The sequence below is a fragment of the Streptomyces sp. NPDC048734 genome (assembly GCF_043198675.1).
In the GTDB taxonomy this organism is placed as follows: domain Bacteria; phylum Actinomycetota; class Actinomycetes; order Streptomycetales; family Streptomycetaceae; genus Streptomyces.
In genome coordinates this window covers 406,682-429,306 of the sequence record NZ_JBICUZ010000003.1, presented here as the reverse complement: position 1 = coordinate 429,306, position 22,625 = coordinate 406,682, and the positions used below count along the sequence as shown (strand labels likewise).

The window sequence follows — 22,625 nt, the reverse complement described above, 5'->3', positions numbered from 1 at the left end:
TTTACTTGGAAATCCAAGCAAAAACGCAGGTCAAGTGGGGTTTCACAGAAATGTGTCGCACTGGGTAACGTGAGGCTTGCAGGGCGCTCGCCGGGGCACCTGTCACGCCTGTTCCGGCCGAGGGCACCTACCCCGTGCACGGGTTTCGGAACAGGTGAGCCGCACTGGTCACCCGGCAACCCCGGGGGCCGGACCGACGGAGGAGCACACGTGACCGTGGAGAGCACTGCCGCGCGCAAGCCGCGACGCAGCGCCGGAGGCAAGGCCGGCGCCACCGGCACCGGGACGGCGGCCGAGGCCACCGGCGCGGCGGCCAAGGCCACCGGCACCAAGCGCACCACCCGCACCAGCCGCGCCGCCGCCGGGAAAGGCGCCGCCGAGCCCCAGCTCGTGCAGCTCCTGACGCCCGAGGGCGAGCGCGTGAAGAACGCCGAGTACGACCCGTACGTCGCCGACATCACGCCCGAGGCGCTGCGCGCTCTCTACCGCGACATGGTGCTCACCCGCCGTTTCGACGCCGAGGCCACCTCCCTCCAGCGCCAGGGCGAGCTGGGCCTGTGGGCCTCGCTGCTCGGCCAGGAGGCCGCCCAGATCGGCTCCGGCCGGGCCCTGCGCGACGACGACTACGTCTTCCCGACCTACCGCGAGCACGGCGTCGCCTGGTGCCGCGGTGTCGACCCCGCGAACCTGCTCGGCATGTTCCGCGGCGTCAACAACGGCGGCTGGGACCCCAACGGCAACAACTTCCACCTGTACACGATCGTCATCGGTTCCCAGACGCTGCACGCCACGGGCTACGCCATGGGCGTGGCCAAGGACGGCGCGGACTCGGCGGTCATCGCCTACTTCGGCGACGGCGCCTCCAGCCAGGGCGACGTGGCCGAGTCGTTCACCTTCTCCGCGGTCTACAACGCGCCGGTGGTGTTCTTCTGCCAGAACAACCAGTGGGCGATCTCCGAGCCGACCGAGAAGCAGACCCGCGTGCCGCTCTACCAGCGCGCCCAGGGCTACGGCTTCCCGGGCGTCCGCGTCGACGGCAACGACGTCCTCGGCTGTCTCGCGGTCACCAAGTGGGCGCTGGAGCGGGCCCGCAGGGGCGAGGGGCCGACCCTCGTCGAGGCGTACACGTACCGCATGGGTGCCCACACCACCTCCGACGACCCGACGCGTTACCGCCACGACGACGAGCGGGCGGCCTGGGAGGCGAAGGATCCGATCCTGCGCCTGCGCCGGTACCTGGAGGCCTCAAACCACACGGACGAGGCATTCTTCGCGGAACTCGAGGCCGAGAGCGAGGCGTTGGGCAGGCGAGTGCGCGAAGCGGTCCGTTCCATGCCGGACCCGGACCACTTCGCCATCTTCGAGAACGTGTACGCGGACGGGCACGCGCTCGTCGACGAGGAGCGGGCCCAGTTCGCCGCCTACCAGGCGTCGTTCGCGGACTCTCCCGAGGGGGGTAACTGAGATGGCGGAGAAGATGGCCCTGGCCAAGGCGATCAACGAGTCGCTGCGCAAGGCCCTGGAGTCGGACCCCAAGGTCCTCGTCATGGGTGAGGACGTCGGCAAACTCGGCGGCGTGTTCCGGGTGACGGACGGCCTCCAGAAGGACTTCGGCGAGTCCCGCGTCATCGACACCCCGCTGGCCGAGTCGGGCATCGTGGGCACGGCGATCGGCCTGGCCCTGCGCGGCTACCGCCCGGTGGTGGAGATCCAGTTCGACGGCTTCGTCTTCCCGGCCTACGACCAGATCGTCACCCAGCTCGCGAAGATGCACGCGCGTGCGCTCGGCAAGGTCAAGATGCCGGTCGTCATCCGCATCCCCTACGGCGGCGGCATCGGCGCCGTCGAGCACCACTCGGAGTCCCCCGAGTCGCTCTTCGCGCACGTGGCGGGCCTGAAGGTGGTCTCCCCGTCGAACGCCGGCGACGCCTACTGGATGATGCAGCAGGCCATCCAGAGCGACGACCCGGTGATCTTCTTCGAGCCCAAGCGGCGTTACTGGGACAAGGGCGAGGTCGACCCCGAGGCGATCCCCGGCCCCCTGCACAAGGCGCGGGTCGTCCGCGAGGGCACCGACCTGACCCTCGTCGCCTACGGCCCGATGGTCAAGCTCTGCCAGGAGGCCGCCGCCGCGGCCGCCGAGGAGGGCAAGAACCTGGAGGTCCTGGACCTGCGGTCGGTCTCCCCGCTCGACTTCGACACCGTCCAGGCCTCCGTGGAGAAGACCCGTCGTCTGGTCGTCGTCCACGAGGCGCCGGTGTTCTTCGGCTCGGGCGCGGAGATCGCGGCCCGGATCACGGAGCGCTGCTTCTACCACCTGGAGGCCCCGGTGCTCCGGGTGGGCGGCTACCACGCCCCGTACCCGCCGGCGCGTCTGGAAGAGGAGTACCTGCCGGGTCTGGACCGGGTACTCGACACCGTCGACCGCGCCCTGGCGTACTGAGGAGAGGGTCGTGACGACGATGACGGAAGCGTCCGTGCGCGAGTTCAAGATGCCCGACGTGGGCGAGGGACTCACCGAGGCCGAGATCCTCAAGTGGTACGTCCAGCCCGGCGACACGGTGACCGACGGCCAGGTGGTGTGCGAGGTCGAGACGGCCAAGGCGGCCGTCGAACTGCCCATCCCCTACGACGGGGTGGTGCGGGAGCTGCGGTTCCCCGAGGGCACCACGGTCGACGTGGGCGTGTCGATCATCGCGGTGGACGTGTCGGGCGGGTCGGCCCCGGCCGACGCCCCCGCCCCCGCCCCCGCCGTGGAGCGGCAGCCCGAGGAGCCGAAGGCCGAGGAGCCGAAGGCCGGGGGGTCCGGCCGCCAGCCGGTTCTCGTCGGGTACGGCGTGGCCGCGTCCTCCACCAAGCGCCGTCCGCGCAAGGGCGCCGAGATCCCGGCCCAGGAGCCGGCGGCGGTCTCCACGGCCGTCCAGGCGGAACTGAACGGACACGGCACGGCTCCCGCGGCCGCTCCCGTCCCGGTCACCCCCGCTCCCGTCGCCCCGGCCGCCGACCGGTCCCGCCCGCTGGCCAAGCCGCCCGTGCGCAAGCTGGCCAAGGACCTGGGCGTGGACCTCGCCTCGGTGGTCCCGTCCGGCCCGGACGGCATCGTCACCCGCGAGGACGTCCACGCCGCCGCGGCTTCCGCGCAGACCCCGGTCCTGCCGACGGCACCGCAGCCCGTGCCGGCGGCCGCTCCGGCGCCGGCCACCGCCCCCGCGCAGGCTCCGGCTCCGGTCGCCTCGTACGACACGGCACGCGAGACCCGTGTCCCGGTCAAGGGCGTCCGCAAGGCGACGGCGGCGGCGATGGTGGGCTCGGCGTTCACGGCGCCGCACGTCACCGAGTTCGTGACGGTCGACGTCACGCGCACGATGAAGCTCGTCGAGGAACTCAAGCGGGACCCCGACAAGTACGGGATGCAGGGCCTGCGGGTCAACCCGCTCCTGCTGATCGCCAAGGCTCTGCTGGTCGCCATCAGGCGCAACCCGGACGTCAACGCGTCCTGGGACGAGGCCAATCAGGAGATCGTGCGCAAGCACTACGTCAACCTGGGCATCGCGGCCGCGACCCCGCGAGGGCTGATCGTGCCGAACATCAAGGACGCCCACGACAAGACGCTGCCGCAGCTGGCCGAGGCGCTCGGCGAGCTGGTGGCGACGGCGCGCGAGGGCAGGACGTCTCCGGCGGCCATGCAGGGCGGCACGGTGACCATCACCAACGTCGGCGTCTTCGGCGTCGACACCGGTACGCCGATCCTCAACCCCGGCGAGTCCGCGATCCTCGCGGTCGGCTCGATCAAGCTCCAGCCGTGGGTCCACAAGGGCAAGGTGAAGCCGCGTCAGGTCACCACACTGGCGCTGAGCTTCGACCACCGCCTGGTCGACGGCGAACTGGGTTCCAAGGTGCTCGCCGACGTGGCGGCCGTCCTCGAGCAGCCGAAGAGACTGATCACCTGGGGCTGACCGGCGCACACCCCGTCCGCAGGAGCCGCGCACCCGGGTGACGGGGGCGCGGTCTCCTTGGGAGACGGCGGCGAGGACGTGGACGGCCGGAGACGGTGGGCGCCTCGGCGGTTCGGGTCACACGGGTACGTGGACGGACGACACGCGGCTGGCGACCAGGCGTTCCCGCTCCCTGCGGGCCGCGCGTGAGCGCAGCCGCAGGATCTGGCTGACCCCGAGGACCTGGAGCGCGAACACCGAGGAGAAGGCGATCCGGTAGTCGTCGCCGGTCGCGTCCAGCAGGACGCCGATCGCGAACAGGGTCGACATGGAGGCGACGAACCCGCCCATGTTGGTGATGCCGGACGCGGTGCCCTGCCGCTCCGGCGGGTTCGCGGGCCGCGCGAAGTCGAAACCGAGCATCGACGCCGGTCCGCAGGCGCCCAGCACCGTGCACAGCACGACGAGCAGCCACATCGGCGCGTGCTCGCCCGGGTAGGCCAGCGTGGCCGCCCACAGCAGCGCGGTCGTCCCGACCGTGCCGAGCGCCAGGGGGAGCCGCGCCCCGTGGTGCCGGGCGACGACCTGGCCGTAGACGAGTCCGACGGCCATGTTGGACAGGACGACCAGGGTCAGCAGTTCGCCGGCCGTGGCGCGGCTGAGGCCCTGCGCCTCGACGAGGAACGGCATGCCCCACAGCAGCAGGAACACCATCGCCGGGAACTGGGTGGTGAAGTGCACCCACAGGCCCAGCCGCGTCCCCGGCTCCCGCCAGGACTCGGCGATCTGCCGCCGTACGTAGACGGCGCCCCGGTGCGGGAACGGCTGGGGCTCGTGGCCCTCGGGGTGGTCCTTCAGGAACAGCAGGAGCAGGACGAGTACGACGACCCCGGCGAACGCGCTGCCCGCGAACGCGGCCGTCCATCCGATGCCGTGCAGCAGCCGGGCCAGGAGCAGGGTGGAGACCAGGTTGCCCGCCATGCCGGCCAGGCCCGCGAGCTGCGCGACGAGGGGGCCGCGCCGCGCCGGGAACCAGCGGGTGCCGAGCCGCAGCACGCTGATGAACGTCATCGCGTCGCCGCAGCCGAGCAGCGCGCGCGAGGCGAGGGCGGTGCCGTAGGTGGGGGAGAAGGCGAAGCCGAGCTGTCCTGCGGTGAACAGGACGACGCCGATGGCCAGCACCTTCTTGGTGCCGAGCCGGTCGACCAGCAGTCCGACGGGTATCTGCATGCCGGCGTAGACCAGCAGCTGGAGGATCGAGAAGGTCGACAGGGCCGAGGCGTTCACGTCGAAGCGGTCGGCGGCGTCGAGGCCGGCCACCCCGAGGGACGTACGGAAGATGACGGCGACGAAGTAGACGGAGACGCCGATCCCCCAGACGGCTGCCGCGCGCCGTCCGCCTGGGGGTGCCCCCTCCGGGGGAGGGTCACCCGGCAGGGTGATGTTGCTCATCGGACCTCCCCCCGCGCCAGGTGCGAGAACCAGCCGACGTGCCGGTGGACGACCCCCACGGCCGCCTCCGCGTCGCCGGAGCGCAGGGCCCGGAGTATCTCCTCGTGCTCGGCGAGGGTCTTGGCGATCCGGTCGGGGTGGGAGTGCATCACGGCGACGCCCATCCGCAGCTGGCGGTCGCGCAGCTGGTCGTAGAGCCGGGACAGGATCTCGTTGCCGCCGCTGCGGACGATCTCGGCGTGGAAGCAGCGGTCGGTGACGGCGGCCCCGGCGAGATCACCGGCGGCGGCCTGGGCCTTCTGCTGTGCCAGGAGTTCTTCGAGCCGCCGGATCAGCCCCGCGGGGGCGGGGACGGCCTTGCGCGCCGCGTGTTCCTCGACCAGCAGCCGGGTCTCCACGACGTCCTTGATCTCCTGTGCGGAGACCGGCAGGACCAGGGCGCCCTTCTTCGGGTAGAGCCTGAGCAGCCCCTCGGCCTCCAGGCGCAGCAGTGCTTCGCGCACCGGTGTCCGCGAGACCCCGACGGCCTCGGCCAGCTCGCCCTCGGTGAGGAGGGCGCCGCCCTCGTAACGACGGTCCAGGACACCCTGTTTGACGTGCGCGTAGACGCGTTCGGCTGCGGGAGGCTGCTTGACGGGCGCGGGCGCGGCGGAAGGCATGCGGACAGCATAGATACAACAGGGGTGCAAGGGGGGCCGGGTCCAGCATGCGGAACGGGCGTCCGGCCGACGTCCGCGCGGCCCGAGGTGAGGGGCGGATCCGGAATTCCTCGCAGCGGACGCACAACCATCTGTGCTACTTACGTGTCACACACATGCGGCCCCTTCTGCTTTCCCCTCCAACTCGGCCGCACCGCAGGGGCATTCGACGTAATCGGGGTATTTCAGTTGATAACCGCCATCAAGGGCTTCCGGGTTCGCAGAGCCGCAGCCGTCGCCGTCACGGCCGGCGCGATGCTCGCGACCGGCGTCCTCACCGCGGCGCCCGCGCAGGCTGTCACGACGCCCACCATCACGGCCAAGGGCGCGTACCTGATGAACAGCGCGACCGGCGCGACGCTCTACGGCAAGTCCGCCGACTACAAGAGGCTCACCGCCTCCACCACGAAGGTCATGACCGCGAAGGTCGTGCTCTCGCAGGCGAACCTGAACCTCGACACCAGGGTCACGGTCAGGAAAGAGGTCAGCGACTACATGGTCCGTGAGGGATACCCCTCGACGGCCAGGCTGATCGTCGGTGACAAGGTCACCGTCCGTCAGCTGCTGTACGGGATGATGCTGCCGTCCGGCTGCGACGCGGCGATGGTCCTCGCCGACAAGTTCGGCACCGGCACGACCGTCGCGGCCCGCACCAAGAACTTCATCGCCAAGATGAACACCACGGCCAAGAACCTGGGCATGACGAACACGCACTTCGACTCGTTCGACGGCCTCACCAACGGCTCCAACTACTCGACGCCGCGCGACCTGACGAAGCTCGGCCGCAGCGTGATGAAGAGCTCCACGTTCAAGGCCGTCGTGAAGACCAAGTCCTACACGGCCAAGACGATCACCAAGACCGGCGCCACCCGCACCATGGCGCCGTGGACCAACACCAACACGCTGCTCGGCTGGAACGGCACGCTGGGCATCAAGACCGGTTCCGGCACGCAGGCCAAGTACTGCCTCATCTTCGCCGCCACGCTCAACGGCGAGTCGGTCGTGGGCACCGTCCTCACGGCTCCCGACGCGGCGAGCCGCACGACCGACGTGAAGAAGCTCATCAACTACGGCTACGCCAGGATCAGCTGACGTCGGCACATCTGTGCGACGGGCCCGCCGTGATCCCCACGGCGGGCCCGTTCCGTCTGCGACCGTCCGGCGGCCACCTCGTCTGCGACCGTCCGGCGGCTACCTCGTCACCGCGAAGTTCCGCAGGATCGCCGCCGTCAGTTCCGGCTCGCCCTCGGCCTTCACGCGGTCCGCCACCGCCTCCGGGGTGACCCGGCCGCAGGCCAGGCGGACGTACGTCTCCCAGTCGAGGGAGAAGGAGGCGGCCGGGCCGAGCGCGGGGGCCGTCTCCAGGGTGCCGCGGCCCTGGATGTCGACGCGGATCGTGCGCAGGAACTCGACCGGCCCGTGGACGTCGAAGACGATCGCGGAGCTGCGCGGCGCGTCGGCCTTCTCGGCGACGACGGCCGGCAGCGCGTCGAGCAGCACGTCGCGGGCGATGTGCGCGCCGGGGGAGTCGAGGTTGCCGGGGCGGCCGAGGGCGGCCCGCAGGTCCTGCTCGTGCGCCCACACGGCGAACGCGTGGTTGCGCATCGACTCCTCGAGGGTCAGCTCGGTGCCGAGGTGGCCGCGGACCATGGTGTCCGGCTGACGCGTCTCGTTCCGCAGCTGACGGTTGCGGCGGATGATCATGAGTTCCAGCTCGGAGGTCATCTCCGGCGCCGTGTGGTGGCGGCGGACGTCGACCTGCATCTCCATGTAGCGCTGGAAGTCGTTCGTGACGTGGAACAGGTCGCGCGGGAGCGTGTGGATGGGGCGCGGGTCGCCGTACATCTCGCTGTCCAGGCCGATGACGTGCGACACGAGGTCGCGGACCGACCAGCCGGGGCACGGTGTCCGCCTGTTCCACTCACCCTCGACAAGCGGCTGCACCAGCTCGGATATCGCTTCGATGGAGTGGGTCCAGGCGTCGGCGTAGGGCTGGAGGGTGGGATGCAGACTCACGGAACGGGACCCCTCGGCGGTCGGTACACGGGCGGGTGATGGCGGCGTTGCCAGCGGGAGGCGGCTCTCGGCGGTGTCTCGAAACGCTAAGTTACGCTGCTGTGAGGCACCCCGGCAGTGCTTTCGTGTGACGATCGTAGGCCCGTATGGACGGCTCGAATGCCAGGACGGTGGTAGTGTGCGCGCCTCTCTGATCCAGATTGCCGTGGATGAGGGTGAATCGGCCGAATCGCGGCGGGGCCGGGTCGCGGCTCTGGTGCGGGAGCAGGCCGGTGTCGCCGACCTGGTGGTCCTGCCCGAGCTGTGGACGACCGGCGCCTTCGCCTACGAGGAGTTCGCCGCCCGGGCCGAGCCGCTGGCCGGGCCGACGTACGAGGCGATGGCCAGGGCGGCGAGCGACGCGGGCGTGTGGCTGCACGCGGGCTCGATCCCCGAGCGGGCTCCCTCCGACGGCGGCTCCGCCGCGGGGCAGGGCGCCCTCTACAACACCTCGCTGGTCTTCTCCCCCTCCGGTGAACTGGCCGCCTCGTACCGCAAGATCCACCGCTTCGGGTTCGACAAGGGCGAGGCCGTGCTGATGGGTGCCGGCCATGACCTGGTGACGGTGCGGCTGCCCGGGACGACCCTGGGCGTGGCCACCTGCTACGACCTCCGTTTCCCCGAACTCTTCCGCGGTCTCGTCGACGCCGGCGCCGAGACCCTGGTCGTCCCCGCGGGCTGGCCGGAGCGCCGCAGGGCGCACTGGACGCTGCTGGCCCGGGCGCGGGCGGTGGAGAACCAGGCGTTCGTGCTCGCGTGTGGAACGGCCGGGACGCACGCCGGGGTTCCGCAGGCGGGTCACTCGATCGTGGTCGATCCGTGGGGCGAGGTGCTGGCCGAGGCCGGGCCCGGCGAGGAGGTCCTCACCGTGGAGTTCGACCCGGCGAAGGTCGCGGCGACCAGGGAGCAGTTCCCGGCCCTGAAGGACCGGGTGCTGGGGCTGCGGCCACCGCGCCGCTGACGGGGCCGGGGCGACCGGACGCCTCGGCCGGCTTCCGGTCCGCCGGTCCGCCGGTCCTCCCGGCCTGCGTCGGCCCTGCGGCCTGCTCCCGGCCCTCCCGGCCTTTCCGTCCCCTCGTTCCTCCCGACCCCCTCAGCCCTCTCCTCCCCCTCAGTCCTCGCGTTCCTTCTCCGCCAGGTGGATCACGCACACCGCGACCGCGATCAGCAGCGCCGGATCGGCGTCGTCCCGGACGACGTCGACGCCGTACGTCTCGCGCACGTGCAGCCAGCGCCGGGAGACGACGGCGAGCAGCTCACCGTCGTACTCGACGGCGAACTCGCGGTCGAGGATCTTGCCGCTGACGTCCAGCACGGTGCGGCCGTCCGCCAGGGAGACGCGGTAGTGGTTGCGCAGCAGGGACAGCCGTTTGCGGCGGATGGTGGCCAGGGGTTCGCCGTCCCGCTCGATCACCATCGTGTCGCGCAGCGCGAACATCTTCTGGTGGATGTCGATCAGGACCCGCCCCTGGGTGTCCTTCAGCTCGAAGGTGTCCCGCAGCCGGATCGCCTTGCCGTCGACGAGGAAGACCTTGTTGCCCTGGTCGTCCTCGATCCAGTAGTCGTCGCCGAAGCCGAGGATGCGGTCGCGCACGAGGAATCTCATGGCACTACGGCTTCCCCGCAGGGCCGCGCGGAACGCCGTCACTAGCCCGACGGGCCGAGTGCCGCAGCCGGGTGGCACCCTTGGCCCATGGCCGAGTCCGCACCCCGTCGGCGTGCCCGTGTCCGTGCCCCCGAGCTGACGGGCAAGGGCGGCTGGCTGGACACCGGGGCAAGGAGTTCACCCTCGCCGACTTCCGAGGCCGCATGTTGATCCTGGATCTCTGGACGTTCTGCTGTGTGAACTGCCCGCACGTCCTGGACGAAGTGCGGGAGCCGGAGGAGGAGCACCGGGACACCGTGGTCGTCATCGGGGTGCGCTCGCCGAAGGCGGAGCGGTATGCGGCGTGGAGCACCCCGTGCCGGACGATCCGGAGACGGCCACCCGGAACCACCCTGGCGACCGACCTGAGGGGGCCCAGCGGTGCCGCCCTCATCGAGGAGGACGTCGTCGTCGTGGAGTCGTCGTGGAGTCGGTGCGGCACCGGCTGACCCGGCTCCGGCTGCCCGGAGAAGTGGTCCGGGACGACGCCGTCGCCCGCCGGCTCGCGGCGCGCCGCCACCGACGTGGCGCCGGGCGGCCCGCGGCTGGACGTGGTCTTCCCGGCACCCGCCGACCAGAAGCCCGACACGCGGTACGGTCCCGCCACCCGCCTGCTGGTCTCCGCGACCCCGCCCGGGCTGCTGCTCGCCGGGGAGGGTGCGGGCGCCGACCTCCCGCGCGCGCCCGAGCTGAACCCGGAGGTGCCCGAAGGGGTCCTGCACGTCCGCGTGACGGCCGCGTCCTGCGACGACTACCCGTCGGTGGAACATCCCGCCTGCCGTGTCCGCCAGCAGGACCGGGACGTTCCGGTGACGCTCGCCGAGAGCGGCGCCGGCCGGCTGCCGTCGGGGCCGGCAGGCCTGGACGCCTGATCCCGGAGAGCGGTCACACGCCGTACCCGTCGCGGTGGTGCCGTTCCGTCTCGACCACGGTCGTCGAGGCCGGGGGGACCATCACGCGGCGACGCCGGGCGATGCTGCTGAAGGTCGTCACGCCGATCAGGCCGACGATCATCAGAATGACGCCGACCAGGTCGACGTTGACGCCCTGCAAGTCCCAGTCGGTCGCGAACGTGAGTATCGCTCCCACGGCGATGAGGATGATGCACCCGCCGAGGCCCATGATGTCGCCTCCCTGCTCGGTGTACCGGTCGTTCCGGTCACGGCAACCGGGTACCCCGGCGGGCAACTCCCATGCGGGCGCGCATCCTTGCCGACCGCCGGCTAGCCCTCCAGGAACGCCGCGAGCGCGTTGGCCAGCAGGTACGGGTCGTCCGCCCCGCTCAACTCCCGTGCGCTGTGCATCGACAGGATGGCCACGCCGATGTCGACCGTGCGGATGCCGTGCCGGGCCGCGGTGATGGGGCCGATGGTGGTGCCGCACGGCATGGAGTTGTTGGAGACGAACGACTGGAACGGCACGCCCGCCTTCTCGCAGGCGGCGGCGAAGACGGCCCGTCCCGAACCGTCCGTGGCGTAGCGGTTGTTGACGTTGACCTTGAGGATCGGACCGCCGTTGACGCGCGGGTGGTGCGTCGGGTCGTGCCGCTCCGCGTAGTTGGGGTGGACCGCGTGCCCGGTGTCCGAGGACAGGCAGACGGTGCCCGCGAAGGCCCGCGCCCGGTCCTCGTACGACCCTCCGCGCGCGAACACCGAACGCTCCAGCACCGTGCCCAGCAGCGGCCCGTCCGCTCCGGTGTCCGACTGCGAGCCGTTCTCCTCGTGGTCGAAGGCGGCGAGCACCGGGATGTACGGCAGGTCCGCGCCGCTCGTCGCGACGGCCGCCAGGGCCGCCGTGGCGGCGTGCACGGACAGCAGGTTGTCCATGCGGGGGCCGGCCAGCAGTTCCTCGTCGCGGCCGAGGTAGGCGGGCGGTTCGACGGAGTGCACCATCAGGTCCCAGCCGGCGACCTCGCCCGCGGCCAGTCCGGACTCCTCTTCCAGGAAGGCGATCAGGTCGCCGTCGCGCACGTCGCCGCCGAGGCCCCAGACGGGCTGGAGGTGCCGCTGCTTGTCCAGCTTGAGGCCGTCGGTGTTGACCGCCCGGTCGAGGTGGACGGCGAGCTGCGGCACCCGCAGCAGCGGCCGGCCGATGTCGACCAGGCGGGTCGAACCGTCGCGCAGGGTGAGGCGGCCGGCCAGGCCCAGGTCGCGGTCGAGCCAGGAGTTGAGCAGCGGCCCGCCGTAGATCTCCACGGCGACCTGGCGCCAGCCGTGCGCACCGGTGTCGGGCAGCGGCTTGACGCGGAGGTTGGGCGAGTCGGTGTGTGCGCCGATGATCCGGAAGGGGGTGTGCGGCGCGGCGCCCTCGGGGACGTACCAGGCCACGATCGCGCCCCCGCGGAGCACGTACTTTCCGCCACTCGTCCCTTCCCAGGCGTCCGTCTCGGCGACCTGGCGGAACCCTGCCTTCTCCAGCCGTTCGGCGGCGGTCGCCACGGCGTGGTACGGCGAGGGGCTCGCCGTCAGGAAGGTCATGAGGTCGTCGGTGTGGCCGCGGTCGAAGCGGGAGGGTTCGCTCATGGGGTTCACCTTAACGACGTACGAAAGCCCGCTCCCGGTGATGGGGAGCGGGCCTTCGTGTGGACGGTGTGGAGTTCGGGCAACCGTGCCGAAGCGGACGGGGGCCGGTCCGGACGGTGCCCGCGGGCATGCGTACCGGCGTGTGCCGGTACGCGCGCCGGGGTCTAGAAGGCGGCCTCGTCCAGCTCCATCAGGTCCAGCTCGACGCCGGTGGCGATCTTGCGGGCCAGGGTGACGCCCGGCAGGACGTTGGCCGCGAAGAACTTCGCCGCGGCGATCTTGCCGGTGTAGAAGGGCACGTCCTTGGCGGAGGCCGTCTCCAGCTTCTCGGCGGCGATCGCGGCACCCTTGAGCAGCAGGTAGCCCACGACGACGTCACCGGAGGCCATCAGCAGGCGGGTGGTGTTCAGGCCCACCTTGTAGATGTTCTTGACGTCCTGCTCGGTGGCCGCGAGGTCGGTCAGCATCAGGCCGACGATGGCCTCCAGCTCGACGGCGGCCTTGGCCAGGTGCTCGCGGGCGCCCGCCAGCTCCTCGCCGCCCGTGCCGAGCTCCAGGAACTTCTTGATGTCCTCGGCGAGGGAGTTCAGCGCGGCGCCCTGGTTGCGGACGATCTTCCGGAAGAAGAAGTCCTGGCCCTGGATCGCGGTGGTGCCCTCGTAGAGGGTGTCGATCTTGGCGTCGCGGATGTACTGCTCGATCGGGTACTCCTGGAGGAACCCGGAGCCGCCGAAGGTCTGGAGCGACTGGGCGAGCTGCTCGTAGCCCTTCTCGGAGCCGTAGCCCTTGACGATCGGCAGGAGCAGGTCGTTCAGCGCGTGCTCGGTCCTGGCGTCCTCGCCGTTCGCCTCCTTGACGGCGATCGCGTCCTGGATGGAGGCGGTGTAGAGGACGAGGGCGCGCATGCCCTCCGCGTACGCCTTCTGCGTGATCAGCGAGCGGCGCACGTCGGGGTGGTGGGTGATGGTGACCTTGGGCGCGGCCTTGTCCATGAAGTTCGCGAGGTCGGGACCCTGGACGCGCTCCTTGGCGTACTCCAGCGCGTTCAGGTAGCCCGTGGACAGCGTGGAGATGGCCTTCGTGCCGACCATCATGCGGGCGAACTCGATGATGCGGAACATCTGCCGGATGCCGTCGTGCTTGTCGCCGATCAGCCAGCCCTTGGCGGGGTGCCGGTCGCCGAAGGTCATCTCGCAGGTGTTGGAGGCCTTCAGGCCCATCTTGTGCTCGACGTTGGTCGCGTACACGCCGTTGCGCTCGCCCAGCTCGCCGGTCTCGAAGTCGAACTCGTACTTCGGGACGAGGAAGAGGGACAGGCCCTTGGTGCCGGGACCGGCGCCCTCGGGACGGGCCAGCACGTAGTGGAGGATGTTCTCCGACATGTCGTGCTCGCCGGACGTGATGAAGCGCTTCACGCCCTCGATGTGCCAGGAGCCGTCCTCCTGCTGGACCGCCTTGGTGCGGCCGGCGCCGACGTCCGAGCCGGCGTCCGGCTCGGTGAGCACCATGGTGGAGCCCCACTGCTTGTCGACGGCGATCTTCGCGATGTGCTTCTGGACCTCGTTGCCCTCCTCGAAGAGGATGCCCGCGAAGGCGGGGCCCGAGGAGTACATCCACACGGCCGGGTTGGCGCCGAGGATCAGCTCCGCGTAGGCCCAGATCAGGGAGCGGGGCGTGGTGGTGCCGCCGATCTCCTCGGGCAGGCCGAGGCGCCAGTACTCGGAGTCCATGAAGGCCTGGTAGCTCCTCCTGAAGGACGCGGGGACCGGCGCGGTGTTGGTCTCCGGGTCGAAGACCGGCGGGTTGCGGTCGGCGTCCGCGAAGGACTCGGCCAGCTCGTTCTCCGAGAGGCGGGTCAGCTCCTCGAGGATGCTTTTCGCGGTCTCGGTGTCCATGTCCTCGAAGGGGGCGGTGCCGTACAGCTTGTCGCGCCCGAGTACTTCGAAGAGGTTGAACTCGATGTCGCGGAGATTCGACTTGTAGTGCCCCATGGCGACTGCGCTCCGTAGAGAGAGATCGGCGAGGCACTTGATCCTCGCGCTAGTTCACGTACCGACAAGTAGCTCCGATGATGCTACCCGTCGGTAATAAGACGCAACCCCGCTCGGCCGAGTGTGAGAAGGGTCTACCCACGGACGCCGTGATCCCCGCTCGGTACGCTTGCGCCCATGTATGGATACGGCCAGCCCATGGACGGTGGCGCCGCGCAGCAGCAGTACGCCCAGCCGCAGCAGCCTGGCGGGTACGGCCAGCAGCCGCCTCTGTACCCCGAGCCGTCCCCGCCCTCGCTCGCGGACGCGGTGCGGGCCTTCACCACCGGGCAGCTGGCCGCCGAGGACTTCCAGCAGGTCTTCGCCACCTCGAAGGTCTACTGCCCGCGCGGCGACAACCCCGGGTTCCTCGCCCTGCACAACACCCAGCAGCCGGTGATCCCGATGTTCACCACGCTCAAGGAGCTGCGCCGGTACGCGGGCAAGGAGTCGAAGTACTTCGTCATCACCGGTGCCGAGGTGCTCGACCTGCTGCCCACCGGCTACGGCTTCGTCCTCGACATGGAGGGCGAGCACCGGATGGTCTTCGACGCGAAGGCCGTCGAGCAGATGGTCGACTTCGCGATGCGCCGGATGTACGGCTGACCGCACGGCTGACGGCTCACCGTCCGGCCGGAGGCGGGGGTGACCCTGCCCCCCCGGCGGCGGACGTCGACCGCCCAGATGGCACGGGCCCGGAGGGAATGTCCTCCGGGCTCTCGTCGTTCTGGGTGGTAGAAAGTTCAACGCTCAACTAAACTCGGACGTACACCGCCCAAGGAGGTACGGACATGCCTGCAGTGACCGTCGAGAACCCGCTGACCCTGCCCCGTGTGACCGCGCAGGCCGACGCCGTGGCACGTCCCGTGCTCACCGTCACCACCGCGCCCAGCGGGTTCGAGGGCGAGGGCTTCCCGGTGCGCCGGGCCTTCGCGGGGATCAACTACCGTCACCTCGACCCGTTCATCATGATGGACCAGATGGGCGAGGTGGAGTACGCGCCGGGAGAGCCGAAGGGCACCCCGTGGCACCCGCACCGCGGCTTCGAGACCGTCACCTACATCATCGACGGGATCTTCGACCACCAGGACAGCCAGGGCGGCGGCGGCACCATCACCAACGGCGACACCCAGTGGATGACGGCCGGTTCCGGCCTGCTCCACATCGAGGCCCCGCCGGAGTCCCTGGTGATGTCCGGCGGCCTCTTCCACGGCCTCCAGCTGTGGGTGAACCTCCCGGCCAAGGACAAGATGATGGCCCCGCGCTACCAGGACATCCGCGGCGGCAGCGTCCAGCTGCTCACCTCCCCCGACGGCGGCGCCCTCCTGCGGGTCATCGCCGGTGAGCTGGACGGCCACGCCGGGCCCGGCATCACCCACACCCCGATCACCATGGTCCACGCGACGCTGGCGCCGGGTGCGGAGATCACCCTGCCCTGGCGCGAGGACTTCAACGGCCTCGCCTACGTCATGGCGGGCCGGGGCACGGTCGGTGCGGAGCGCCGTCCGGTCCACCTGGGCCAGACCGCGGTCTTCGGTGCCGGCGGTTCGCTGACCGTCCGTGCGGACGAGAAGCAGGACTCCCACACCCCGGACCTGGAGGTCGTCCTCCTCGGCGGGCAGCCGATCCGCGAGCCGATGGCCCACTACGGCCCGTTCGTCATGAACACCCGCGACGAACTCCAGCAGGCGTTCGAGGACTTCCAGAAGGGGCGCCTGGGCACGGTCCCGGCGGTGCACGGGATGTCGGAGAGTGGCCCGCAGGCCTGAAGAAGCCGCTAACGTACGAGAGGGCCCGAAGCCGCAACTTCGTTTTGCGGCTTCGGGCCCGTCGTCGTCGGGATGCTTCTACGGCAGCACGTAGACGGGCGCCCCGTCCGTGGTGCAGCCCGTCTGCCGCATGCAGCCGCGCTTGAGCAGCGTGCGCAGGCAGTCGTGGACGCGAGCGGTGGACAGCCCCGTGCGCGCGGCGATCTCCTCCATGCGGTAGCCCGCCTCGCCCCGGACGAGCGCGGGCGCCAGGCAGGCCGCCACCGCGTGGACGTCCTCGGTGAAGACGAGGTTCTCGGCCTTCCAGGAGGCGAGGAGCTGCTGCGGCGTCAGTTTCGGCTCGGGGCGGCTTCCCCTGAGGACGTGCGCGATCTCCTGGAGCGCCTCGGCGATCTGGTCCTGACTGCGCACGAGCGCGGTCTGACTGCGGGCGATCGCCTGTTGGCTACGGGCGATCGCCTGCTGGCTGCGGCTGATCTCTCCCAGGAGTTCGGTGTGCTGCGCCTGGGCGGCCGCCAGCATCTCGTCGGCCTGGATGTTGCGCGTCTCCAGCCGCACGATCGCGTCGGCGACCTGCTGGGGCATGGCGTAGGCCGTGCCGCCGGTGGGAGCGGGCTGCACGGCCGCCGGTTCCAGGGAGTAGGAGCCGTCGCGCTGGATGGTGGCGATGACCTCGGAGACCCAGGTCTTGAAGGGCTGGGACTCGGGTTTGGTGCAGCCGTTGACGAGGGCGACGAGACCGTGCAGGTTCACCATCTTCATGGACTTCTTGAGCCCGTGACCTGCAATCTTGCTTGAGGTGTCTACTCCATAGACGCTTCGGGCAAGATCGTTGAGGGTGGTTTGCCGATCTTGCGCAACATGCCAGGCGAGCGCCTGCCGCGTGTTGGCGTACCCCAGCTCCGTGGCCAGGTCCGCCGCCACGAACCAGTGCTCCCCGTCCGGCGTCGTCAGCCTCCGTACCCGCGCCCCCGTCGCCGCGAACACGAAGTCGTTGATGTCGATCGCGTCCTGTCGTGCCGTCGCCTCGGTGGACGGCATGTCGTTCTGCTCGTGCATCGAGCATCACCTCCGTCTCGAACGGTAGAGAGAGGGAGGTGTAACTCATCCGCAGAATGGGTAAGTTCACTCCTTTGTGTGCTCATGTGTCGATTCTGTGCGGTGGGCACGACCGCATGACGAGGCGTCGCTCACCCGTCCGGTCCGTCCGCGCAGGACAGCCCGCGGAGCGCGTGGTCGGCTGGACGCGTGCTGTCGTCGCTTCCCGCCCCCGTTCGCCGTCTCGCCGCCTGGTGTGTGGTGATCCTGCTGGCCTCGGGGGTCGTGTACGTCGGGATCCGGCTGTGCGCCGAGTTCCGCACGGCGGTCGTGCCGGTGCTGCTGGCGTTGCTGGGGACGGCGTTGCTGGGGCCGTTCCACCGGCGGCTGGTCGGGGCGGGGGTGAACCGGTCGGTGGCCGCGGGGGTCACGTGCCTGGCGGTTCTGGCCGTGGTGGGAGGGGCCGTCTACATCGTCGTCGCCGCGCTCGCGGACAGCGGGGACCAGATCGTCGCCTCGCTGAAGGACGCGGCGCGGGGGATCGCCGAGCACTTCGGGGCCGCCGGGACCTCGCTCGACGACATCGCCTCCAACGCCCGGGAGCTGGCGACGAAGTTCGGCGGGACGGCCGCCTCCGGGGTGATCAGCGGGGTGAGCGTGGTGGGCGAGAGCCTCGCCATGGCCGTACTGGCGCTGCTGCTCGTCTTCTTCTTCCTGCGGGACTCCGACCGGGCCGTGGCAGCGCTGCGAGCGGCCGCCCCGGGCGGCACCGCGGGCGGCCTGGAGGCGATGGCGCGGCGGGCCTTCCAGGCCGTCGAGGGGTTCATGCGGGGGACCTCGCTGATCGCGTTCATCGACGCCGTGTGCATCACCGTCGGGCTGCTCGTCCTCGACGTGCCCGGCGCGGTCGGGCTGGGGGCGCTCGTCTTCGTCGGCGCGTACGTCCCCTATCTCGGCGCGTTCCTCTCGGGGGCCGTCGCCGTGCTGGTCGCACTCGCCGACCGGGGGTTCGTCATCGCGCTGTGGGCGCTCGGGGTGGTGCTCGCCGTGCAGGTGCTGGAGGGGCACGTGCTGCAGCCGATGATCCAGAGCCGGACCGTGCAGATGCATCCGGCGGTGGTGATGATCACGATCACCGCGGGGGCGTCGGTCGCCGGGGTCCTCGGCATGCTGCTCGCCGTGCCGCTGACGGCGGCGGCCTTCGGGGTGCTGTACGAGCTGCGGCAGCGTTACGCCGACCCCGGCTCCCCGGGGGCCTCGCCGGGGGGTCCCGCGGCGCCGCCGTCGCCGGACTCCCCGTCCACGCCGTCCGCACCGCCTGCCGCCGGCTCGTAGAGCTCGAACCAGATGGTCTTGCCCTCGCCGCGCGGGGACACCCCCCACGCGTCGGCGAGCAGTTCGGTCAGGACCAGGCCGCGGCCGGACGAGGCCAGCTCGCCGGGGCGGCGCTTGTGGGGCAGGGAGTCGCTGGTGTCGGTGACCTCGATCCGCATCCGGCGTCCGCCGGGGTCGCCGGCCACCTCCGCCACCAGCAGCGCGTCGTCGTCGGTGTGCACGAGGACGTTCGTCAGCATCTCGGAGACGAGGAGGACGGCCGAGTCGACCTGGTCGTCGCTGGGCCAGTCGTGCAGCAGGTCGCGCAGTTGCCCGCGGGCCTCGGCGATCCGCTCGGGTTCGGCCTGGGCGATCGTCAGCATGGAGCGCCGCAGGGCCGGGCGGACCGGTGCGGCGGCGCTCGGACCGCCGCAGCCCGCGCTGCCCCGGCGGCAGACGAGCAGGAGGGCGATGTCGTCCTCGCGACGGTCGGCCAGCGGACCGGTGGTGTGGTGCGACGACGGCCCGTGCACCGCCTGCACCAGCGCGTCCGCCAGTTCCTCCAGGCCGCCCCCGTGTGTCTCCAGGGTCTTCCGGACGCGCCGCCAGCCGGTGTCGAGGTCGTGTCCGCCGGTCTCCAGCAGCCCGTCGGTGCACAGCATGAGCGCCTCGCCGGGCTCCAGGCCGAGACGGGTGGTGGGGTAGTCGGAGTCCGGGTCGATGCCGAGGGGCAGCCCGCCGGCCGTGGGGCGCACCATGACGGTGCCGTCGGCCAGTCGGATCGCCGGGTCCAGGTGCCCGGCGCGGGCGGTGGTCAGCACGCCGGTGACGGGGTCGACCTCGATGTAGAGGCAGGTCGCGAAGCGCAGGTCGGAGAGGAAGTCGGTGTCGTCGGTGCGGGTGAGGCCGTAGAGGAAGCGGGAGGCGCGGGAGAGGACGGCGTCGGGGCCGTGGCCCTCGGCCGCGTAGGCCCGCAGGGCGATGCGGAGCTGGCCCATGAGGCTCGCCGCCCGCACGTCGTGGCCCTGTACGTCCCCGATGACCAGCGCGAACCGTTTGCTGGGCAGCGGGATCAGGTCGTACCAGTCGCCGCCGACCTGGAGGCCGCCGCCGGTCGGTATGTAGCGGGCGGCGAGGGTCATGCCGGGGATCTCGGTGCCGAGGCTGGGCAGCATGGAGCGCTGCAGCCCGTCCGTCAGCTCCCGCTGGGTCTCGGCGGCCCCGGCCCGGGTGAGGGCCTGGGCGAGCATGCGGGCCACGGTGGTGAGCACCGACCGTTCGTCGGGGGTGAACGCGACGGGGTAGGCGAAGGCGGCCAGCCAGGCGCCCATGGTGCGCCCGGCCACCGTCAGCGGCAGGTACGCCCAGGAATGGTGGCCGAACTGCGCGGCGAGGGGCCAGGTGAGGGGGTAGCGGGACTTGTACTGCTCGGGCGAGGAGACGTAGACGGCCTTGCCGGTGCGGACGACCTCCGCCGCCGGATAGTCCGTCTGGAGCGACATCTGGGTGAAGGGGGCCTGGTCGCTGTCCCGCTGCCCGTGGTGCCCGATGATCGTCAGGCGGTCGGCCTCCACGCCGAACACGGCGAGCCCGTCCGGGGAGAAACCCGGCATCGACAGACCGGCCGCGACCCGCAGCACCTCTTCCGTGGACCGGGCCTCCGCCAGCGCCCGGCCCGCGTCCAGCAGGAACGCCTCGCGGGAGCGCCGCCAGTCACCGGTGACCGCGCTGCGGCCCGCCGGGGTGCCCGGCGAGGGCTCGGTGACCTCCTGGAGGGTGCCGATCAGCTCGTACGCCTTCTTGGCCGGGTCGAAGGACGGCTTGGAGCGGCTGCGGACGACCCGGACGATCCGCCCGCGTTCGTCCATGATCCGGATGCGGACCTCGGCGAGGGTGCCCTCGGCGACGGCCAGCTGGACCACGCCGGTGATCTCGTTCCAGTCGACGGGGTGCAGCCGGGCCCTGGCCTGGGCCTCCGTGAGGACGGTGCCCTCGGAGGCCAGCCCGAGCAGCCGGGCCGCCTCGGCATCGACCGTGACCAGTCCGGTGGCGGTGTCCCAGTGCCACAGACCGGTCGCGAGGGAAACCAGGACCTCCCCCACGGCGGGCAGAGGCTCGCCAGTGCGCATTGCCCCACTTTAAGAACATGCGATCGAGGATTGCCACTGATCGCCGGGCCCGTAATGGTGGGAGCCGATCATGGGGCGCCCGGTACCCTGGGGGTTGTTTCACGTGAAACATGCCCCCGATCCGCGAAGACTGGATGAACGACGATGCATCGGTACAGGTCCCACACCTGCGGCGAGCTCCGCGCCTCTGACGTCGGCACCGACGTCCGGCTGAGCGGCTGGCTGCACAATCGGCGCGACCTGGGCGGCATCCTCTTCATCGATCTGCGCGATCACTACGGCATCACGCAGCTCGTCGCCCGACCGGGCACGCCCGCGTACGAGGCCCTCGACAAGCTGACCAAGGAGTCGACGGTCCGCATCGACGGCGAGGTCGTCTCCCGCGGCGCCGAGAACGTCAACGCGGACCTGCCCACCGGTGAGGTCGAGGTCGAGGTCGGCGAGGTCGAGCTGCTCGGCGCGGCCCAGCCGCTGCCCTTCACGATCAACACCGAGGACGGGGTCAACGAGGAGCGGCGCCTGGAGTACCGCTTCCTCGACCTGCGCCGCGAGCGCATGCACCGCAACATCATGCTGCGTACGGCCGTCATCTCGGCGATCCGTCACAAGATGACGGCGCTGGGCTTCAACGAGATGGCGACGCCGATCCTGTCCGCGACCTCGCCCGAGGGCGCCCGTGACTTCGTCGTCCCCTCCCGCCTGAACCCGGGCAGGTTCTACGCCCTCCCGCAGGCCCCGCAGCAGTTCAAGCAGCTGCTGATGATCTCCGGTTTCGACCGGTACTTCCAGATCGCGCCCTGCTTCCGGGACGAGGACGCCCGCGCGGACCGTTCGCCGGGCGAGTTCTACCAGCTCGACGTGGAGATGTCCTTCGTCGAGCAGGAGGACGTCTTCCGGCCGATCGAGAAGCTCATGACGGAGCTGTTCGAGGAATTCGGCAACGGCCGGCACGTGACGTCCCCGTTCCCGCGCATCCCCTTCCGTGAGGCGATGCTGAAGTACGGCTCGGACAAGCCGGACCTGCGGGCCCAGCTGGAGCTGGTGGACATCACCGACATCTTCGAGGGCTCCGAGTTCAAGGCCTTCGCCGGCAAGCACGTGCGCGCCCTGCCGGTGCCGGACGTCGCGGCGCAGCCCCGCAAGTTCTTCGACCAGCTCGGCGACTACGCCGTCACGCTGGGCGCCAAGGGCCTGGCCTGGGTGCGCGTCACGGAGGACGGCTCGCTGACGGGCCCGATCGCGAAGTTCCTCACCGAGGACGACGTGGCCGAGCTGACCAAGCGGCTCTCCCTGGCCGCCGGGCACGCCGTGTTCTTCGGGGCGGGCGAGTTCGACGAGGTCTCCAAGATCATGGGCGCCGTGCGGGTCGAGGCCGCCAAGCGGGCCGGGCACTTCGAGGAGAACGTCTTCCGCTTCTGCTGGATCGTCGACTTCCCGATGTACGAGAAGGACGAGGACACCGGCGCGATCGACTTCTCGCACAACCCCTTCTCGATGCCGCAGGGCGGCCTGGAGGCCCTGGAGACCCAGGACCCGCTGGACATCCTGGGCTGGCAGTACGACATCGTCTGCAACGGCGTCGAACTGTCCTCCGGCGCGATCCGCAACCACGAGCCCGAGATCATGCTCAAGGCCTTCGAGATCGCCGGCTACGACCGGGAGACCGTCGAGGAGAAGTTCGCCGGCATGCTGCGCGCCTTCCGCTTCGGCGCCCCGCCGCACGGTGGCATCGCCCCCGGTGTCGACCGCATCGTCATGCTGCTCGCGGACGAGCCGAACATCCGCGAGACGATCGCCTTCCCGCTCAACGGCAACGCCCAGGACCTGATGATGGGCGCGCCGACGGAGCTGGAGGAGGCCCGGCTGCGTGAGCTGCACCTGACGGTGCGCAAGCCGCAGCCGAAGTAGACGGTGTGACGGAAGTGGCCCGGAACCGACGTCGGTTCCGGGGCCCCAACCCATTTCCCGCGACCCCCCGCCGCCCCCCCCGGGGGGGGGGGGGGCCCCGCGCGGGCCACCCAACCCGCGCCCCCCACGG

The 22,625-nt window shown here is 70.9% G+C and carries 18 protein-coding genes and 1 pseudogene; 10 read left to right on the top strand and 9 right to left on the bottom strand.

Features of this window, described 5'->3' with window-relative positions:
• Nucleotides 1-210 precede the first annotated feature (210 nt).
• Genes pdhA through ACGFQC_RS10905 form a run of 3 tightly spaced genes read left to right on the top strand, consistent with a single transcriptional unit; the run spans nt 211 to nt 3,956 of the window.
• Complete coding sequence (gene pdhA / locus ACGFQC_RS10915; protein ID WP_363087649.1) at nt 211-1,464, top strand: pyruvate dehydrogenase (acetyl-transferring) E1 component subunit alpha; 1,254 nt, start codon at nt 211-213, stop codon at nt 1,462-1,464.
• Nucleotide 1,465: 1 nt separating this feature from the next.
• A complete protein-coding gene (locus tag ACGFQC_RS10910) occupies nt 1,466-2,443 on the top strand; it encodes an alpha-ketoacid dehydrogenase subunit beta (RefSeq protein WP_363087648.1) in 978 nt (325 codons plus the stop codon).
• Between the two features lie 10 nt (nt 2,444-2,453).
• A complete protein-coding gene (locus ACGFQC_RS10905) occupies nt 2,454-3,956 on the top strand; it encodes a dihydrolipoamide acetyltransferase family protein (protein WP_363087647.1) in 1,503 nt (500 codons plus the stop codon).
• Nucleotides 3,957-4,073: 117 nt separating this feature from the next.
• On the opposite strand, the gene ACGFQC_RS10900 is transcribed toward ACGFQC_RS10905, so the two are convergent.
• Together ACGFQC_RS10900 and ACGFQC_RS10895 are read right to left on the bottom strand one after the other, a co-directional pair.
• Nucleotides 4,074-5,387, bottom strand: coding sequence for an MFS transporter (locus ACGFQC_RS10900; protein ID WP_363087646.1), 1,314 nt, complete (start codon nt 5,385-5,387; stop codon nt 4,074-4,076).
• Nucleotides 5,384-6,046 carry a GntR family transcriptional regulator gene (locus ACGFQC_RS10895; RefSeq protein ID WP_363087645.1) on the bottom strand — a complete coding sequence of 221 codons (663 nt, stop codon included), beginning with the start codon at nt 6,044-6,046 and terminating at the stop codon, nt 5,384-5,386. Before ACGFQC_RS10895 ends, ACGFQC_RS10900 begins: the two co-directional genes overlap by 4 nt.
• Before the next feature lie 228 nt (nt 6,047-6,274).
• Here ACGFQC_RS10895 and ACGFQC_RS10890 point away from each other — a divergent pair, with 228 nt between their 5' ends.
• Entirely contained in the window at nt 6,275-7,177 is a 903-nt protein-coding gene (locus ACGFQC_RS10890) for a serine hydrolase (protein WP_363087644.1), read from the top strand.
• A 99-nt stretch (nt 7,178-7,276) separates the two neighbouring features.
• On the opposite strand, the gene ACGFQC_RS10885 is transcribed toward ACGFQC_RS10890, so the two are convergent.
• Nucleotides 7,277-8,101, bottom strand: a complete 825-nt coding sequence (locus tag ACGFQC_RS10885) for a maleylpyruvate isomerase family mycothiol-dependent enzyme (RefSeq protein ID WP_363087643.1) — start codon at nt 8,099-8,101, stop codon at nt 7,277-7,279.
• A 178-nt stretch (nt 8,102-8,279) separates the two neighbouring features.
• Between ACGFQC_RS10885 and ACGFQC_RS10880 the strand changes: the two genes are divergently transcribed.
• Nucleotides 8,280-9,101, top strand: coding sequence for a carbon-nitrogen family hydrolase (locus ACGFQC_RS10880; RefSeq protein ID WP_363087642.1), 822 nt, complete (start codon nt 8,280-8,282; stop codon nt 9,099-9,101).
• Between the two features lie 150 nt (nt 9,102-9,251).
• Here the strand turns inward: ACGFQC_RS10880 and ACGFQC_RS10875 are convergent, their stop codons facing one another.
• On the bottom strand, nt 9,252-9,746 hold the full coding sequence (locus ACGFQC_RS10875; RefSeq protein WP_363087641.1) for an LURP-one-related family protein: 495 nt from the start codon (nt 9,744-9,746) through the stop codon (nt 9,252-9,254).
• 386 nt (nt 9,747-10,132) lie between these two features.
• Here ACGFQC_RS10875 and ACGFQC_RS10870 point away from each other — a divergent pair.
• A pseudogene (locus ACGFQC_RS10870) lies at nt 10,133-10,657 on the top strand (alkyl hydroperoxide reductase); the annotation flags it as partial.
• A gap of 13 nt (nt 10,658-10,670) precedes the next feature.
• Here ACGFQC_RS10870 and ACGFQC_RS10865 read toward each other — a convergent pair.
• From ACGFQC_RS10865 to ACGFQC_RS10855, 3 genes are all read right to left on the bottom strand, one after another.
• Nucleotides 10,671-10,907 carry a DUF6458 family protein gene (locus ACGFQC_RS10865; protein WP_363087640.1) on the bottom strand — a complete coding sequence of 79 codons (237 nt, stop codon included), beginning with the start codon at nt 10,905-10,907 and terminating at the stop codon, nt 10,671-10,673.
• Nucleotides 10,908-11,008: 101 nt separating this feature from the next.
• Nucleotides 11,009-12,307: a M18 family aminopeptidase gene (locus tag ACGFQC_RS10860; protein ID WP_363087639.1), complete on the bottom strand. Its 1,299-nt coding sequence runs from the start codon at nt 12,305-12,307 to the stop codon at nt 11,009-11,011.
• Between the two features lie 164 nt (nt 12,308-12,471).
• Entirely contained in the window at nt 12,472-14,298 is a 1,827-nt protein-coding gene (locus ACGFQC_RS10855; RefSeq protein WP_363087638.1) for an acyl-CoA dehydrogenase, read from the bottom strand.
• Between the two features lie 177 nt (nt 14,299-14,475).
• On the opposite strand from ACGFQC_RS10855, the gene ACGFQC_RS10850 reads away from it, so the two are divergent.
• Together ACGFQC_RS10850 and ACGFQC_RS10845 are read left to right on the top strand one after the other, a co-directional pair.
• Nucleotides 14,476-14,943: an SseB family protein gene (locus tag ACGFQC_RS10850; RefSeq protein ID WP_363087637.1), complete on the top strand. Its 468-nt coding sequence runs from the start codon at nt 14,476-14,478 to the stop codon at nt 14,941-14,943.
• Between the two features lie 185 nt (nt 14,944-15,128).
• Complete coding sequence (locus ACGFQC_RS10845) at nt 15,129-16,106, top strand: pirin family protein (RefSeq protein WP_363087636.1); 978 nt, start codon at nt 15,129-15,131, stop codon at nt 16,104-16,106.
• A gap of 78 nt (nt 16,107-16,184) precedes the next feature.
• Here ACGFQC_RS10845 and ACGFQC_RS10840 read toward each other — a convergent pair whose 3' ends face one another.
• A complete protein-coding gene (locus tag ACGFQC_RS10840; protein ID WP_363087635.1) occupies nt 16,185-17,165 on the bottom strand; it encodes a Bro-N domain-containing protein in 981 nt (326 codons plus the stop codon).
• A 192-nt stretch (nt 17,166-17,357) separates the two neighbouring features.
• Here ACGFQC_RS10840 and ACGFQC_RS10835 point away from each other — a divergent pair, with 192 nt between their 5' ends.
• On the top strand, nt 17,358-18,479 hold the full coding sequence (locus ACGFQC_RS10835) for an AI-2E family transporter (RefSeq protein ID WP_363087718.1): 1,122 nt from the start codon (nt 17,358-17,360) through the stop codon (nt 18,477-18,479).
• On the opposite strand, the gene ACGFQC_RS10830 is transcribed toward ACGFQC_RS10835, so the two are convergent.
• Nucleotides 18,374-20,587, bottom strand: coding sequence for a SpoIIE family protein phosphatase (locus ACGFQC_RS10830; protein WP_363087634.1), 2,214 nt, complete (start codon nt 20,585-20,587; stop codon nt 18,374-18,376). The genes ACGFQC_RS10835 and ACGFQC_RS10830 overlap by 106 nt on opposite strands.
• A 144-nt stretch (nt 20,588-20,731) precedes the next feature.
• On the opposite strand from ACGFQC_RS10830, the gene aspS reads away from it, so the two are divergent.
• Nucleotides 20,732-22,495 (top strand): aspartate--tRNA ligase, encoded by a 1,764-nt coding sequence (gene aspS / locus ACGFQC_RS10825; protein WP_363087633.1) that lies wholly within the window; start codon nt 20,732-20,734, stop codon nt 22,493-22,495.
• The last annotated feature ends 130 nt before the right edge of the window (nt 22,496-22,625 follow it).